Raw genomic sequence first — 15,842 nt, 5'->3', positions numbered from 1 at the left:
TGCTACCTCTGTGGTCGGTGGGAAGCCGCTCTTCCCTTGTACCCTTCAGTAAGGTTTATCCAATCAGACATTTGGTGAATTTTGGACGAATTGCGGCCGCCTATGTGGAAAAAAGTTAAAGCAGTGCCTCAACGGCGTCGATGACCTGGGCCGAGTCCGGCTCGACAGTGGGGGCGAACCGGGCAGCCACCACACCGTCCCTGCCCACCAGGAACTTTTCGAAGTTCCACTTCACCAGCCCCGGCAGCGGGCCGTTCTTGAACCTGGTCAGTTCCGTGTAGAGCGGGTGCCGGGACTTCCCGCGGACGTCCGCCTTGGCCGTCAGCGGAAAGGTGACACCGAAGTTGCGCTGGCAGAACTCCGCGATTTCGCTGTCGCTGCCGGGCTCCTGCCCCGCGAACTGGTTGCACGGCACGCCCAGGATCTCGAATCCGCGGTCCCTGAACTTTCCGTAGAGCGCTTCAAGGCCCGCGTACTGCGGCGTGAACCCGCATTGCGAGGCGACGTTCACCACCATCACCACTTTTCCCCGGAACCGGCCGAAATCCGTAGCCGTTCCGTCATTCAGGATCAGGGGAATTTGGTACAGGGATGCCACAGGCTGCGTCCTCACGAAGGTGTCCATACTGATGGTTCGTTTCAGGCAGTCCAGCGTACTGGTCCCTGCTGGGAATTTCCTGACCGCATTTGTCCTTGCCGGGTGTCGCCCGGGCAGCGGACGACGGCGGTGCCTCCTCCCCCGGGAGGGCCGGCCCGGCCGGTGGTTCCGGGGGCAACGGACTATTGGAGGCCGGTTTTGCCGGCGCAGCTTTCGCTGGAACCGTTTCGGTGGGCATGGGTTCTATGGGCGTGGGCGCCGTGGGCGTGGGCGCTGCAGGGGCCGGCTCCTGTTCTGTCGGTGCGGCTGGGTCCGTGGGGACGGGAACGGGCACTGCTGGTTCGAGGGTGACCGGCGAGGGTGGAGGCGGTGGCGGGGACGTCTGCTCTGTCGGCGGTGGCGGGGACGCCTGCTCTGTCGGCGGCGGGGCGGCCGGCGGAGCAACTGCGGACGGCGTGGGTGCGGGCGGAGGCACCGCCGAGGACGCCGGTGTCGCAGGAGGAGCGGGCGCCGTCGTCGTACTTCCCGAGAAGGGCGGCCAACGCGAGGGTTCGCCACCCTCGGAGTTGCCTGTTCCGGGAAGGAAGGACAACGCCGGGGCGTCCGGACGCGCAGGCGGGAGGTCGGCGAGCGCGGAAAGCGGCAGGAGGGTCCAGGTGAGCGGGTTGATGTGGCGGCCGTTGAGGATGACCTCGAAATGTAAGTGGCAGCCGGTGGACCACCCGGTGCTGCCGACGCGGGCAATGGTCCCGCCGGCTGCCACCGCGTCGCCGGGGCGCACGGCAATGGATTCCAGATGGTTGTAGGTGGTGACCAGCCCGTTGCCATGGTCCACCTCCACGCGGTTCCCGCCACCCCAGGGGTGCCAGCCGGCGGCGCGCACCACGCCGGAATCGGCCGCATATACCAGCGTGCCGCACGCGGCCGCGTAGTCCTGGCCCAGGTGGAAATCCCCTGGCAGTCCGCTGATAGGGCTGGCCCGCGGGCCGAACGGCGACGTCGGCACCAGAACCTGCAGAGGGGCTATCAGGTAGCCTGCGGGCAGCCTCACTGCGCCGGCCGTGAGCACTTTGAAGGCCCGCGCGGCCTGGTTCCACGAGGTAATGCCGCGGGCATCTCCGCCCCCTGGCGGGAGTGCGTGGGCAGCCACCGCCGTGCGCGGGAAGTCCACCGCCGCGCGGATGTTCGCGGTCAGGGCGGGGGCCAGCATCCCTGCGCCCACCACGCCCGCTGCCTGCCGGCTGGCCGCCCCCACCACAGCGGCCGGGCCACCGGGGTGAAGCGGCAAGCTGTTTCCGCTGCCGCCCGGCAGGAGCAAGGTGCCCAGGACCAGGGAAAGCGCGCCAGCGGCGGCGGCGCGGGAAACGGCGAACAGGCGCACGGCACTCCCCGGTCCCTGCCGGCTGTTGCCCCTGTTGTGTCCCCGTACCTTGCCCAATCGACTGCTCCAGGACGTCGCGGACCGCTCGCTGTCTCGACGGTAATTTCCATGGGACCATACGCTTCGGCGCTGTGGGAACCCCTTCGGGAATTATGTGGATATCCCCGCTCCGGCCTGCCCACAATGGGGTATGCGAGGGCTTTTCCGGATCTGGCGGGACGAACTGAGGAAAACGTTCACGGGCAAGTCGGACACGCCGCCGGAGTGGACGCTGCGGTTGGCCGACGGGGATGACGCCGGCTACCACCTGCCCGGGTCGGCAGTGTGGGCCGTGCATGGTTCCATGTCCCCGATCGTGGGCGGCATACGCACACTCCTCATGCAGTCGCTGCACCCCGGGGCGCTGGCGGGAGTGCACGAGCATTCGGACTTCCAGGCTGATCCGCTGGCGCGGCTGGCGGCCACCATCCGCTGGATTTTCACTGTGACCTACGGCTCCAGGGCTGCCGCGGAAGAAGCCTCACGCAGGGTGCGCGTGCTGCACGGGCCGGTGCAGGGCACCTACCGCGGCAACGATGGATCACTGCGGGAGTACAGCGCCAACGACCCCGAGCTCGGGGCCTGGATCCACCTCGCATTCACGGACGGATTCCTTGCCGCGCACCTGATCTGGGGCAAGCCAATTCCCGGCGGACCCGATGCTTACGTCCGGGAATGGGCGCAGGCAGGCAGACTCATGGGCGTGGCCGATCCGCCGATGAGCGAGGTGGATCTGCGGCGGCAGCTGGATGACTGGTACCGCCGCGGCGAACTCAGGGCGGACGCCCGGGTGGCCGAAACCGTGGAGTTCATCCGGAACCCGCCGCTGCATCCCCTGCTGCGGCCCGGCTACCGGATCCTGTTCGCCGGCGCGGTGTACAGCCTGGAGCCGCGGTACCGGCGAATGCTGGGGCTCACTGTTCCCCGGCTTGGACCCTTCCCGCTTCCGGTGCGGCTGGGCACCCGGGCGGTCCTCGGCGTCGTCCATCTCATGCTGGGACGCAAGGGCCCCAGCGAACTGGCAGCCCGGGAACGGCTCCGCCGCCTGGGCGTGGCCGCGCCGCGTGCATGAATGACACGGCGCCGAGCTCCGGGGTCAGGCGGCCGGGGGCTCAGGCGTCCAGGCGCTTGCGGAGGAGGCAGAACTCGTTGCCCTCCGGGTCGGCCAGGACGTGCCACGGCTCGTTGCCGGTCTGCCCCACGTCGGCCGGCCGGGCGCCCAGGGCAAGCAGCCGCTCCAGCTCCGCGTCCTGGTCGCGGTCCACCGGGCTGACGTCAATGTGCAGCGGCAGCTTCCCGGTCCGAGGATCGGTGCTGGGGCTCAGGATGATGGTGGGCTGCAGGCCGCCGAACCCCTTGGGCGGACCGATCTCGATGGCGCCGTCCTCACGGTCAAGCTCCACATAGCCGAGGACCTCGCTCCAGAAGCGGGCGAGCGTCTCGGGGTCGGAGCAGTCAAGGACAAGTTCGCTGATTCGGCATGACATGGGCCCAGTGTACGGAGCGCGCAGGCCGGGAAAAAGGCCGGCCCCGTCTTGGCGCCCAAAATGGTGGTCGACGCGTCAGCGCCGGCGCGGCCCGAAATGAGGTACACCACGAATACGAAAACACCCCCGGTCCGAAGACCGGGGGTGCAGCCTGATGTTGTAAGACATCAGCTCGGCGGAGAATGGGGGATTTGAACCCCCGAGGGCGTTAACCCAACACGCGTTCCAGGCGTGCGCCATAGGCCGCTAGGCGAATTCTCCAGCTGCTTCTGAATCAAAAGCAGATACTAGAGTACCTGAAGATTTCCGCATCGCCCAATTGAGGGACGTCAGCGCGTGGGGGCGCCGTTGTTAACGCGAAAATGGACGCCCCCAATGCGCCCACTTCGTGGTACACCATTGAGCTGCCGGGTCCGCCCCCGCCTGCCAGGCCCCGCAGCTCACAATCTGGAGATTGCCCCAATCGGTGTACATACCCATGATCAGGGGTGCGCGCTGGATAATCAACGGTTCGGTCCGGATTGAGGGTGATTCACGGAGTTCGATGCTGCACCATGGGACCCATGACCGAGCTGCACGCAATGATAATTTACGTCCCTGCGTCCCACACCGACCGGATCCTGGCCGCAATCGGCGACGCCGGAGCCGGACGGATCGGTGACTACTCGCACTGCTCCTTCGTCACTCCAGGGTCAGGCCGGTTTACTCCGCTGGACGGGGCAAGGCCATACCTCGGCAGCATCGGGAAGCCCGAAGCGGTATCCGAGGACAGGGTGGAGTGCGTAGTGGAGAAGCCCAACCTCGCAGCCGTAGTGGCCGCCCTGCGCGCAGCCCACCCCTACGAAGAACCGGCGTTCATGACCTGGCCGGTGGACGGCTGGCGTCACTGAAGAGCGACAAGACATCCGGCGCCCCGCCGATTCGAGTCACACCCCGATCTCGGGTAAAGTATCTGACGGCCCCTCATGTGGCGTCATCCTGTTGAACTCCCCCAGGACCGGAAGGTAGCAAGGGTAAATGGGCTCTGGCGGGTGCATGGGGGGTCTTTACTATTCCTCCACAGGGCGGCGGCTTGTCAGCCCGGATTGGTAGGGTTTCCTCTGTGACAGTTACTACCGCCCTCTACCGCAGATACCGTCCTGATTCCTTTGCTGACGTTATCGGGCAGGAACACGTCACGGAGCCGCTGATGACGGCCCTCCGGAAGAACCGCGTTAACCACGCCTACCTTTTCTCGGGCCCCCGGGGTTGCGGCAAGACCACCTCGGCACGCATCCTGGCGCGCTGCCTGAACTGCGCCGAAGGCCCCACGGACACCCCCTGCGGTACCTGCCCCAGCTGCGTGGAACTGGCCCGGGGCGGATCGGGTTCCCTGGACGTCATCGAGATCGATGCCGCGAGCCACGGCGGCGTGGATGATGCCCGCGACCTCCGCGAGCGCGCCACCTATGCCCCCGTCCGGGACCGCTACAAGATCTTCATCATCGACGAAGCCCACATGGTGACGTCGGCGGGGTTTAACGCCCTGCTGAAGATCGTCGAAGAGCCGCCGGAACACATCAAGTTCATCTTTGCCACGACGGAACCGGACAAGGTCATCGGGACCATCCGCTCCCGCACGCACCATTACCCGTTCCGGCTGGTGCCGCCCGAACCGCTAATGGCGTACCTGGAACAGCTTTGCAACCAGGAGAACGTGCCTGTTGCGCCCGGAGTCCTGTCCCTGGTCATCCGCGCGGGCGGCGGCTCTGTCCGTGATTCACTGTCCGTCCTGGACCAGCTCATGGCCGGCGCCGGCCCAACCGGCCTGGACTATGAGCTCGCCGTCGCACTCCTGGGCTACACCCATGCCTCGCTGCTGGATGATGTCGTCGAGGCCGTGGCCGCTTCGGACGCTGCCACCGTCTTCCGGGCGGTGGACCGGGTCATCCAGACCGGGCACGACCCGCGCCGCTTCGTGGAAGACCTCCTGGAACGCTTCCGGGACCTGATCATCGTCAAGGCCATGCCGGAGAGCGCGCAGACCATCCTGCGCGGAATGCCGGCCGACCAGATCGCCCGGCTGCAGAATCAGGCCCACAACCTGGGATCCGCCGAGCTTTCCCGCGCCGCGGACGTGACCAACACGGCGCTGACGGAGATGACCGGAGCCACCTCGCCTCGGCTGCACCTGGAGCTGCTGTGTGCGCGCATCCTCCTGCCCAGTTCGGACCAGAATGAGCGCGGAATTGCCGCGCGGATTGACCGCGTCGAACGCCGGTTGAGCTATGAAGGGAACGACGTCGGCGCTCCCGCCACCCAAAGTGCCAGTGTCGAGGCGGGTACCCCGCACCAGCGGACTGCCCAGGCGCCGCCTGCGCCGGCACTACAGGCGCCCGCGCCGGAAGCACCTGCACCTGCACCTGCACCTGCACCTGCACCTGCACCTGCACCTGCACCTGCACCTGCACCTGCACCTGCACCTGCACCTGCACCTGCACCGAAGACTACCCCTGCGGCCAAGCCCGCGGGACAGTCAGCCGCGGAAACGGCACCGCAACGGGCTTCCCTCACTCCTCCTCGCGTGAGCACGAACGACTGGCCTGTGGACCAGCCCTCGGCGGCCCGCGCCTCCGACCCGGAAACGGGTCCCGGAAACGTGCCGGCCGGCCGGGAGTACCCAGACGGGCAACAGCCGGCCGGTCAACAGCCTGCTGAGAAACGGACCGCGCAGCCGTCCGCCTCATCCCAGGCGCCGGTCCGGACTACCGAACCACAGGCTGCGCCCTCCGCGGCACCGTCCATCGCTGCGGCTGTGCAGCCTGAACAGGCCGGGCCGCCTGCCCCGCCAGCGCCAGCCGGACCGTCAGGTGACGTTGAGGTGCTGCGCCGGGCGTGGCCCAATGTGCTGCAGACACTTGCCGGAATTAAGCGCAGCACCTGGGCATTGGTGGAACCGAATGCCCAGGTCAGCGCCTTCGACGGCCAGGTCCTTACCCTCGCTTTCGCGACGCCGGGACTGGCCGGCGCATTCGGCCGGGCCGACCATTCGGAGAACCTCAGGCAGGCGATCCATAAGACGACGGGAATCGACTGCCAGATCAATGCGGCGGCAGGGAACGCTGCTGTGGGCAATACGAGCAAGGCGAGCTCTGAGCCAAACCCAAAAGCGCCGGCCAGACCGGCGGCGTCCGCCGGTCCGGCGGCGGCGCCTACTTCGGCTGACGTGGCATGGGGCCTGGCTCCTGCTCCTGCCGCCGTCCCTGCCCAGGCACCTGCCGGTGCATCAACGCCGCTTGACAGCCCTGCCCTCAGCACCGCTCCCGGTCCTGCCACGCAGCCATCCGCACCTGCTCCTGTGCAGAACCCGGCACCGTCACCGGCACCCCAGGCGGCAACGGCCGAGTCGCCCGCGTCACGGTCGACTCCTGCCGCCCAGCCGGCACCTCCGGCCGGTGATTACTCGTACTCGGATGACGACTGGGGTCCACCCCGCGACGAGGACGCGCCACCGCTTGAGGAAGAGCCCCCTCTGGACTGGGAGCCGTCCTCGCGGCAGCGCCCCCAGCCCACCTCTGCCCGGACCGGCGCCGCGGTGGCCGGCGCTGCCGTGATCGAGGAGGCACCCGCCGCCTCAACCACCCCTTCCCGGCAAGCCACCCCCGGCGGCAACGATCCGGACGCCGATCCCTGGGCGCGTGCCGTGGAACAGGCGCCGGGCGTGTGGGTGGTTGGCGAGGCCACCAACGTCGGCAGGCAGCCGCCGTCGAACGTTCCTGCAGCCAAAGAACCGGCAGCAGCACCGGCACCTCACTATGAGCCGGCCATGGCCCAGGTGCCGCCGTCCATTCCGGTGAACCCTCCGGCTGAACCTGCCCGGGAATACGCCATGGCGTCGGCAACCGGCGCGGCGGCAACTGCCGCCTCAGCCGCGACGGTCACGGCAACAGCCGCCGTCGCCGCCCCGCCGTCCGGGGCCGGGACCCGGCAAAGCCTGTACCAGCGGCTGTCCAACAGCCCCGAAGCCGAGGCCGGCCGGGCCAAGGCTCCGGCCAAGGCGGTCGCCGCGGCCGCCACGTACGTCCAGGACATCCCGAGCGCGGATGACGAAACCATTGAGGAGTCCGGCGTGTTCGGCCGTGCGGCGGTGGAGCGTATTCTGGGCGGGAAACTGATTGAGGAACGGTCCGCCGACGGCAGCCCCGTCGCACGCCGCTACTGATCGGCCAGCCTCCATCCACACCAAGCTAAAGAGGAAATTGTGTACGAAGGTGCTGTCCAGGAGCTGATCGACGAGCTCGGACGCCTTCCTGGCGTCGGGCCGAAATCCGCCCAGCGGCTGGCGTTTCACATCCTCGAAGCGGATCCGCAGGACATGAAGCGCCTGGTGGACGCGATCACCACCGTCAAGGACCGGGTGAAGTTCTGCACGGTCTGCGGCAACGTCACGGAACAGGAACTTTGCAACATTTGCCGGGACCCGCGCCGCGATCCGGCAGTGATCTGCGTGGTCGAGGAATCCAAGGACGTGCTTGCGGTAGAGCGCACCCGGAGCTTCCGCGGCCGGTACCACGTGCTGGGCGGCGCCATTAATCCCATTGCGGGCGTGGGCCCGGAACAGCTCCGCATCCGGGAACTGCTGACCAGGCTGAATGACGGCGCCATCCAGGAAGTCATCATCGCCACGGACCCGAACCTCGAAGGCGAAGCGACAGCAACCTACCTGGCACGCATGCTCAAGACCATCGGCATCACGGTGACACGCCTCGCCTCGGGCCTCCCCGTGGGCGGCGACCTCGAATACGCCGACGAAGTCACGCTGGGGCGTGCCTTCGAGGGCCGGCGCAACGCCCTCAGCTGATCCGGCTTCGTGTTTTCCTGAGGGCCCTCGGGCCACGCCATGTGGCCAGCCCATCAACCCTACTGCGATGCCTGCCTGCCGGAGGAGCTGGACGACGGCATGACACAATTCCACCCGCGCTGCGGGCAGCGATAAACTGTCCGGAGAAGTCCCGCCGCCTTAGGCGTCAGGCTGCCTGGCCGCCAGAACCCCCAATGACCCAGTGAAGGTACGCGCATGAGTACGCCCACTACCGAAGTGCACAACGCAACGCAGGAGCTGCCCGCGGGCCATGCGGTAACCAAACAGCTCATCGTCCAGAAGTTCGGCGGCTCGTCTGTGGCCGACGCGGACGGCATCAAGCGCGTTGCGGCCCGGGTGGTGGCAGCCCAGCGGTCCGGCAACGAGGTAGTGGTGGTGGTTTCCGCCATGGGCGACACCACGGACGAACTGCTGGACCTCGCCGCGCAGGTCACCGATTCGGCCCCCGCCCGCGAGATGGACATGCTGCTCTCGGCCGGCGAACGCATCTCCATGGCACTGCTGGCCATGGCCATCAACAAGCTCGGCGCCAGCGCCCAATCGTTCACCGGCTCGCAGGCCGGCATGATCACCGACGGCATCCACGGCAAGGCACGGATTATCGACGTCGACCCGCACCGGATCCGCACGGCCCTGGACAAGGGCAACATCGCCATCGTGGCAGGCTTCCAGGGCATGAGCCGCTCCACGAACGAGATCACCACGCTGGGCCGAGGCGGTTCGGACACCACCGCCGTGGCGCTGGCCGCGGCCCTCGAGGCGGACGTGTGCGAAATCTACACGGACGTGGACGGCATTTACACGGCAGACCCGCGCGTGGTTCCGTCCGCGCAGAAGGTCTCCAGGATCTCCAGCGAGGAGATGCTGGAGCTCGCCGCTTCGGGCGCCAAGATCCTGCACCTGCGCTGCGTCGAGTACGCCCGCCGCTTTGGGGTCCCGCTGCACGTCCGGTCCTCTTTCAGCCACCACGAAGGCACCTGGGTCATCCCCAGCGCCGAAGACAAAATCACCACACAAGAGGGAGTCGCCTTGGAGCAGCCAATCATCTCCGGCGTTGCACATGACCGTTCCGAAGCCAAGGTCACCGTGGTGGGCGTCCCGGACATTCCCGGCAAGGCTGCCGCGATCTTCCAGGTCATCGCGGACGCACACTCGAACATCGACATGATCGTGCAGAACGTGTCCACCCACGGCACCGGCCGGACGGACATCTCGTTCACCCTGCCCATTGTGGAAGGCGCTGACGCCCTGGCAGCCCTGCACGCCGCCCAGGACCAGATCGGCTTCGAGAGCATCGAATACAACGAGAAGATCGGCAAGCTCTCGCTGGTGGGCGCCGGCATGCGTTCGCACCCCGGCGTTTCCGCCACGTTCTTCAAGGCCCTGTCCGACGCCGGCATCAACATCAACATGATCTCCACCTCCGAGATCCGCATCTCAGTGGTGACGCATGCAGACCTGCTGGACGAGGCCGTCCGTGTGATCCACAAGGCGTTCGATCTGGACGGCGATGCGGAAGCCACCGTCTACGGCGGCACAGGCCGGTAGACCAGGCTGGCGATACCGCGGCACCACATGCCACAGCCAAAGGCGCCCGGGGCTCCCGGGCGCCTTTGGCGTGTCTACGGCTCCTAGGCCAGTTTCTCAAGGTCCTCGCGGCGCACCGCGTAATGGTGGCCGGAGGAATCGCTTTCCACGATGAAGTGCGCGAGGTCCTCTTCGGAGGCGCGTTCAAACTCATCGTGTTTGTGCACTACAGGCGTATCGGCGTCCAGCCGGGTGGCAGGTCCGAACAGGAACCGGAGCTTGTCCGTAAGGCTCATGAAGCCGCTGAGTACATGTGCCACTGTTTCCACCTCCTTCCCGGGTATCGGGAAAGTGCGGCCGCCTCCGCAGGCGGCCAGTGAGGCCATTTTACGCCCGGGGGCAGCGAAAGGATCCGGCCCGGGAGGAACTCAGCGCAGGGACTTGTCCCCGGGGTTCCGCGGGACCACGTAAGTGCTGCCGTCCGGCCGGGTCACGGTTTCCCACTGGCGGGTTTCGGCCTGCCGCTGTTCCAGGAGCCTGCGGTTTTCTTCGGTCATGTCATGACCGAGTGCGGAACTGCTGGCCGGTCCAAAAACCGCGCGAAGCCGGCCGGTGGCCCGCATGAAGCGTTGCGCTGCGTTTTCCTTGCCCTCCGGGCCAGCCTTGCCCATGAACCTGTTCCTTCCGCTTGGTTTCCTGCTTGGAGTGTACGCTAATCATTAGTGCACTAACAATTGGAGGTTTCATGACTGCCACATCCAGTGAAACCCGGGAGGACGATCTCCTCCTGGAGCACCAGCTCTGTTTCGCCCTTACCGTCGCTGCACGCAGCGTGGTGGGCGCGTACAAGCCGGTGCTTGAGCGGCTCAACCTCACACATCCGCAGTACCTGGTCATGCTGTGCCTGTGGGAGGAAAGCCCCCGGACCGTCCGCAACATCAGCCAGGCGCTTGCCCTGGAGCCCGCCACCATCTCCCCGCTGCTGCGGCGCCTCGAAACGGCCGGCTACCTCACTCGGCGGCGGGCCGACGGAAATGAGCGCGCACTCGCAGTCGAACTCACACCGGCCGGTGCAGCCCTGCGCCAGGAGGCCCTGAAAGTGCCGGGAACCATGATGGAGCGCCTGGGCCTGACCCGCAGCCAGGTCACCGAACTGCATGCGTCCATGATGGGCCTGATCGCCGCCACCACTGAGTAGGATCCGAGTCCCGGGGCTAGAATCGAAGAAACGAAGGAGGCATCGGCGTGATGCGTACAATGCGGCTGCACCTGGCGTTCGCGGCACTTGCCGCGCTGCTCATGACTTCCTGTACCGGTACCCCCGGCGATGGTGGCGGCACGTCCGCCACGCCGCCGTCGGGCGCCTCCTCCTCGCCCGGCACCACGCCGGCGTCCCCCACCGAGCCCGCTCCCGACTCCGAGACCACCGTCCCGGCTCCCTCGCCCGAGGCTCCTTCCGCAGTTCCTTCCGGCCCGGGCAAGGGCAACGCCGAACTGGCCATCTCCGTGATCCCGGACGAAGGCAAGCCGGCAGTGAATTACACGCTGGTCTGCCAGAACGGCGTCCCCGCGGCCGAAAGCCAGCACCCCTCCGCTGCCGCCGCCTGCGCCGCTCTCAAAGCCAACGCCTCCCTGCTGAACCCGCCGCCCAAGAGCCCCGACCGTGCCTGCACGCAGCAGTACGGCGGGCCCCAAAAGGCAACCGTTTCCGGCGTGGTGGACGGCGTGCCGGTGGAGGCCGCCTTCAGCCGCACCGATGGCTGCGAAATCTCTGCCTGGGACGCCGCGAAGGCCGTCCTTGGCCCCGCCGGTGGAGCAGTTTAAGCTCCTGGCGGCCGAGGACTGGCTGGCCCTGGAAGCTGCCCACCACCAGCGCGTCAGCCGCTACGCCGATCCTTACCTTGCCCGCCGCGCCGCCGGCCGGAAGCATCCGGTGGAAGACTTCCTTTTCACCTACTACACGCAGAAACCCGGGCAGTTGCGCCGCTGGCATCCTGGAGCGGGCACCGTCCTGGCCGGGCGGGAGGCGGCGGACCGCCTGGGATGGAAGCACTACAGGGCGCTGGACGACGGCGAACTCACCGCACTGGGGCTGCCGGCGGGAAGCGCCGCGGTCACCTTCGACCGGGCCGCCTTCCTGGCCGACCGCCGGGATGCGGTGGACTTTGCCGAAATCATCCTCCGCGGCACCGCAGCACGTCCGGCCCAGTTCGGCTGCTTTGGCCTGCACGAGTGGGCCATGGTCTACCGACAGGACCGGTTCGACCTGCGCCACGAGTACCTGCAGCTGCGTTTGGGAGCAGCCGGCACGGACCGGGTTGTGAAGGACAACCGGATCCGGTGCACACACTTCGATGCGTTCCGTTTCTATACGCCCGATGCCCTCCCGCTGAACGAACACCAGCCCACCCGGGAACTGCAGCGGACCATGGAACAGCCCGGCTGCCTGCATGCCAACATGGACCTTTACAAGTGGGCGTACAAGCTGCTGCCGGCGCTCCCCAGCGGGCTGGTGATGGACTGCTTCGAACTGTCCTGGCGGATCCGTGCCATGGACATGCAGGCCTCCCCTTACGACCTGGAAGAGTGGGGTTACCCGCCCATTCAGATTGAAACCGCGCAAGGCAAAGCCGCCTATGTGGAGCATCAAAGGGCGTTCGCCGCTGAGGCCGCGGCCCTGCGGAAGAAGCTGGCGGCGGCGCTGGACGCCGCCCGCGGAGGACTGGACGACTGAACCGGGCGGACACGTGCAGGATCCCCGGGCAGCCCTGGCCGACCGGGGATCCTGTTTCGGCTGACAACCGGCGTCAGCCTGCGGGGACCGCCTGTGCCGGTGCCAGCTCAGGCGCGCCGGCGGGAGCGGCCGTTCCGCCACCCACGCGGACGTTGACCCAGGTCCTGATCCCGTTCTCACCCAGGCTCAGGCGGGACAGGTAAGCACCTTCAGACAGGCCGGACCAGTTCAGCGTGGCCGAGGTGGCCGAGCCGTTGGGTGCCACGATGGGGTTCGGATCGACCACGAGGTTTCCGGCGTCACCGTTGAACGTCACCGCCTGGACCGCAGCGTTAGCCGCACCGTTGTCCGGTGTGGAGTAGAGGTTGACCACCACGTAGTACGTTCCGGCGCGGGGCGACTCCAGGTCCAGGAACTCGCTGGCCGCGGCCGTGGCACGCTGGACGGCGGTCAGCCCGCCGGAGCCATTGGGCACATACACCACCATGTCCCAGTCCACGTCTCCGGACTCCGCCTGGACCCCCATCCGGGCGAACGTGGCGCCTTCCGGCACGGTGACCCGCAGCAGCGCGTTGTGGGCATCGTTGGCCGGCGCGTACGGGCCCGGCGTCTTGCTGATCGCGGTCTGGTTCAACGGGGCAAGCCCTTCTACGGCAACGCCGACGGGGCCGTCTGAACCGGAAACCAGCGGCATGGTTCCGCTGCCGGCCCCGGCGTCAGAGGTGAAGGAGAAGGACGGCGCGATCTGCGCATCGACCGGGCGGACCGCGATGGGCGAAGTCACGGTCCTGGGGCCCTTCCAGGTCACGGTTCCGGCGGCAAACTTGCCCAGGGGAGCGCTGATGTTGCGGATGGTCAGGGTGACATCGCGCGTCTGGCCCGCCTTGGAGAAGTTCAGCGACTTGGGTTCAACATCGACGCTCACGCCGGGGATCCTGGCTTCGGCACGGTAGAGGCCCGGGACCAGAGCGGTCAGCCGGCGCTTCACCTGGACCTCTCCCACCAGGCTGCCGAGGGCAATGGACGGCAGGTTCAGGTCGCGTGCTGCGATGCTACCGGCCTGCGGAGCTCCGGTTTCCACACCCTGGCCGTTGAGGTAGGCCAGCCAGTCCTTGACGCCCGAGTTATACACCAGGCCGGGGTCGGTGAACCGGGTGGAGTCGATGTGCCCGGCTCCACCCTGGAACGGATCCGTGTTGGGCGCACCGTCCGCGTTCACCAGGGGGTAGGCGGTGGTCATCATGGCCGATTTGACCATCGCCGGACTCCACGTGGGCTGCTTGGCCAAAGCCAGTGCACCAAAACCGGCGATCTGCGGCGCCGCCATGGAGGTGCCTGACATGAAGCCGAACTGTTCGCCCGCGTTCCCGATGGTGGAGACGCCGGCCAGGACGTTGACGCCCGGTGCGGCGATGTCCGGCTTGAGCAGGTCGCCGCCTGCAGCAAGGGTGGGTCCGCGCGAGGAGAATCCGGCGATCTGCGGGGCAGGGGCCGGCGCGTCACCGGTCAGGTCGCCCTTGAGCAGGCTCACCGTCAGGGCAGGGTTGGCCTGCAGCTTGGATTTCAGGTCGATGCTCTTGGGGGCGTTGACGTGGACCGTGGGCACCGCATGGTTGTCCGCGTCCTCGGAACTGCTGGTGAGGTTCAGCAGGACCATGCCCACGCCACCCTTGTCCAGGACTTCCTGGCTCTTTTCCGTCCGGGCAACCACGCCGCGGTCGCAGACCACAACCTTGCCCGCCACCTTTTCGGCGTCCAGGGAACCGGATACGCAGAGGTTGGCGTCCACTGCGCCCGCGGCTGCAACGTCAGCGGCGATTACAACGGGGGCGTCGGCCACCCCTGCCTTCATGATGGACGCACCCCGGTACAGGGATCCGTCGGACACCTTTACGGTTCCCAGCAGGTCACTGGGGAACGTGGACGCCGCCACGGAGGCGAGCCACGGCGAAGCGTGGTTCACCGTGGAAGCGGCGGGGCCGGAGTTGCCTGCCGAGGCCGAGACGAAGACTCCGGCAGACGCGGCATTCAGGAAGGCGAGGGCCACGGGATCGGTGGTGCTGCTGTTGTTCCCGGAGATGGAGTAATTCAGAACATCCACGCCGTCCTTGAGGGCGGCTTCGATGGCTTCCAGGGATGCCGAGGTGTAGCAGCCGCCGGTGTTGGGATTGTTGTCCTCCCAGCAGATCTTGTACACGGAGACCTTGGCTGCCGGGGCAACGCCGGAGCTCTTGCCGAAGTCCACGCCATCAATGACCTGCCGGACATTGGCGTTGCCTGCCGCGGTGCTGGCGGTGTGGGTGCCGTGGCTGCCCACGTCCACCGGGGAGATGAGCTCCTCCGGAGCGCGGTTCGCTTCCGGCACATACTGGAGGAACGTGTCCGCGAAATAGCGGGCGCCGATCACCTTGGAGTTGCACTCAGAACCGTCGAAGTCTGCGCCGGTACCCTGGCCCGGCTGGCACTCGCCTTCGAACGTGGTGCCGTCCGCTTTAAGCATGGCGATCCGGCCCTCACCGGCCAGGTAGGGAACGCCCACCTGCGGGGCGCCTTCGAGCGGCTTGACGGGCCCGCCCTGGAGGAACGGGTTGTCCGGCGCATAGCCGGTGTCGATGACGCCGACCACCGTGCCCTTGCCCGCGTTGGCTTCTCCGCCGAACTGCGTGGCCCAGACACCCTGCGGGCCGGTGAGCCTGAGGAAGTCGGTGGCGGTGTAGTCCGGAGCGTTCTCCACGTCCTTCTCCACGGCCAGCACCCGGCTGTCCTTTGCGAGCGCTGCTGCCTGGCTGGCTGTGAGTTCTGCGCTGAACCCGTTCAGTGCTGCGGTGAACTGTTTCCGCACGGTCACCCCCTGGTCCGCGGCCACGGCCTGCTGCTGCCGGCGCAGGTGCGCGTCGTACGCCTTGTAGTTGGCGCTTCCCGCGTCCAGCTTGCGGCCTGCCCGGGGCTTCGTTGCGCCCAGGCCCGCCGTCTGCCCCTCGTAGGCCGCGGCTGCGGGGCCCGTCAGGACGACGATGTAGCGACCATCCCCGTATCGGGGTGTTTCCGGGCCGGATGCCGCGGCTCCTCCATCAGGTCCGTCCGGCGCCGCGGTGGCAGGCCCCATGGACAGTGACGAGAGGAGAAGCGGTAGCCCGACGGCAAGCGCGGCCGCCTTCCGGAGTCCCCCGCCCCGGGCGGGGCTCTTTCCACTTGATTTCACGTGCAACCCTTTC

General features: G+C 67.4%; 14 protein-coding genes, 1 tRNA gene and 1 other RNA gene. 9 read left to right on the top strand and 7 right to left on the bottom strand.

All coding sequences use genetic code 11. The features are described 5' to 3' along the window. Nucleotides 1-115: 115 nt before the first annotated feature. Complete coding sequence (locus ACIQCN_RS09710) at nucleotides 116-598, bottom strand: glutathione peroxidase (RefSeq protein WP_400606656.1); 483 nt, start codon at nucleotides 596-598, stop codon at nucleotides 116-118. Then, nucleotides 561-1,979 carry a M23 family metallopeptidase gene (locus ACIQCN_RS09705; RefSeq protein ID WP_400610645.1) on the bottom strand — a complete coding sequence of 473 codons (1,419 nt, stop codon included), beginning with the start codon at nucleotides 1,977-1,979 and terminating at the stop codon, nucleotides 561-563. Before ACIQCN_RS09705 ends, ACIQCN_RS09710 begins: the two co-directional genes overlap by 38 nt. Nucleotides 1,980-2,169: 190 nt before the next feature. Between ACIQCN_RS09705 and ACIQCN_RS09700 the strand changes: the two genes are divergently transcribed. Beyond that, the gene (locus ACIQCN_RS09700; protein ID WP_400610644.1) at nucleotides 2,170-3,090 is read left to right on the top strand and encodes an oxygenase MpaB family protein; all 921 of its coding nucleotides are present in this window, start codon (nucleotides 2,170-2,172) and stop codon (nucleotides 3,088-3,090) included. Between the two features lie 40 nt (nucleotides 3,091-3,130). Here ACIQCN_RS09700 and ACIQCN_RS09695 read toward each other — a convergent pair whose 3' ends face one another. Beyond that, on the bottom strand, nucleotides 3,131-3,505 hold the full coding sequence (locus ACIQCN_RS09695; RefSeq protein WP_400610643.1) for a VOC family protein: 375 nt from the start codon (nucleotides 3,503-3,505) through the stop codon (nucleotides 3,131-3,133). 176 nt (nucleotides 3,506-3,681) lie between these two features. Continuing rightward, nucleotides 3,682-3,766: transfer RNA gene (locus ACIQCN_RS09690), tRNA-Ser, on the bottom strand. Nucleotides 3,767-4,068: 302 nt separating this feature from the next. On the opposite strand from ACIQCN_RS09690, the gene ACIQCN_RS09685 reads away from it, so the two are divergent. From ACIQCN_RS09685 to ACIQCN_RS09665, 5 genes are all read left to right on the top strand, one after another. Then, complete coding sequence (locus ACIQCN_RS09685) at nucleotides 4,069-4,395, top strand: hypothetical protein (RefSeq protein WP_400610641.1); 327 nt, start codon at nucleotides 4,069-4,071, stop codon at nucleotides 4,393-4,395. A gap of 64 nt (nucleotides 4,396-4,459) precedes the next feature. After that, nucleotides 4,460-4,556, top strand: an RNA gene (gene ffs, locus ACIQCN_RS09680) — signal recognition particle sRNA small type. Nucleotides 4,557-4,607: 51 nt separating this feature from the next. Beyond that, on the top strand, nucleotides 4,608-7,706 hold the full coding sequence (locus tag ACIQCN_RS09675; protein WP_400610639.1) for a DNA polymerase III subunit gamma and tau: 3,099 nt from the start codon (nucleotides 4,608-4,610) through the stop codon (nucleotides 7,704-7,706). 39 nt (nucleotides 7,707-7,745) lie between these two features. After that, complete coding sequence (recR, locus tag ACIQCN_RS09670) at nucleotides 7,746-8,345, top strand: recombination mediator RecR (protein WP_400533056.1); 600 nt, start codon at nucleotides 7,746-7,748, stop codon at nucleotides 8,343-8,345. 216 nt (nucleotides 8,346-8,561) lie between these two features. Further along, nucleotides 8,562-9,914, top strand: a complete 1,353-nt coding sequence (locus tag ACIQCN_RS09665; RefSeq protein WP_400606642.1) for an aspartate kinase — start codon at nucleotides 8,562-8,564, stop codon at nucleotides 9,912-9,914. An 83-nt stretch (nucleotides 9,915-9,997) separates the two neighbouring features. On the opposite strand, the gene ACIQCN_RS09660 is transcribed toward ACIQCN_RS09665, so the two are convergent. Then, the gene (locus tag ACIQCN_RS09660) at nucleotides 9,998-10,213 is read right to left on the bottom strand and encodes a hypothetical protein (protein WP_400606640.1); all 216 of its coding nucleotides are present in this window, start codon (nucleotides 10,211-10,213) and stop codon (nucleotides 9,998-10,000) included. Nucleotides 10,214-10,321: 108 nt separating this feature from the next. Further along, a complete protein-coding gene (locus tag ACIQCN_RS09655; RefSeq protein ID WP_400606638.1) occupies nucleotides 10,322-10,564 on the bottom strand; it encodes a hypothetical protein in 243 nt (80 codons plus the stop codon). 74 nt (nucleotides 10,565-10,638) lie between these two features. Between ACIQCN_RS09655 and ACIQCN_RS09650 the strand changes: the two genes are divergently transcribed. The 3 genes from ACIQCN_RS09650 to ACIQCN_RS09640 are packed head-to-tail and all read left to right on the top strand — an operon-like array spanning nucleotide 10,639 to nucleotide 12,627. After that, nucleotides 10,639-11,091: a MarR family winged helix-turn-helix transcriptional regulator gene (locus tag ACIQCN_RS09650; protein ID WP_400610637.1), complete on the top strand. Its 453-nt coding sequence runs from the start codon at nucleotides 10,639-10,641 to the stop codon at nucleotides 11,089-11,091. 50 nt (nucleotides 11,092-11,141) lie between these two features. Continuing rightward, a complete protein-coding gene (locus ACIQCN_RS09645; RefSeq protein WP_400606635.1) occupies nucleotides 11,142-11,717 on the top strand; it encodes an SSI family serine proteinase inhibitor in 576 nt (191 codons plus the stop codon). Further along, nucleotides 11,650-12,627: a 3-methyladenine DNA glycosylase gene (locus tag ACIQCN_RS09640; RefSeq protein ID WP_400606633.1), complete on the top strand. Its 978-nt coding sequence runs from the start codon at nucleotides 11,650-11,652 to the stop codon at nucleotides 12,625-12,627. Before ACIQCN_RS09645 ends, ACIQCN_RS09640 begins: the two co-directional genes overlap by 68 nt. 73 nt (nucleotides 12,628-12,700) lie before the next feature. Here ACIQCN_RS09640 and ACIQCN_RS09635 read toward each other — a convergent pair whose 3' ends face one another. Then, the gene (locus ACIQCN_RS09635; RefSeq protein ID WP_400610635.1) at nucleotides 12,701-15,829 is read right to left on the bottom strand and encodes a S8 family peptidase; all 3,129 of its coding nucleotides are present in this window, start codon (nucleotides 15,827-15,829) and stop codon (nucleotides 12,701-12,703) included. Nucleotides 15,830-15,842 lie beyond the last annotated feature (13 nt).

This window comes from Pseudarthrobacter sp. NPDC092424 (genome assembly GCF_044754925.1).
Taxonomy (GTDB): Bacteria; Actinomycetota; Actinomycetes; order Actinomycetales; family Micrococcaceae; genus Arthrobacter.
This window is presented reverse-complemented; position numbering and strand designations above follow the sequence as displayed.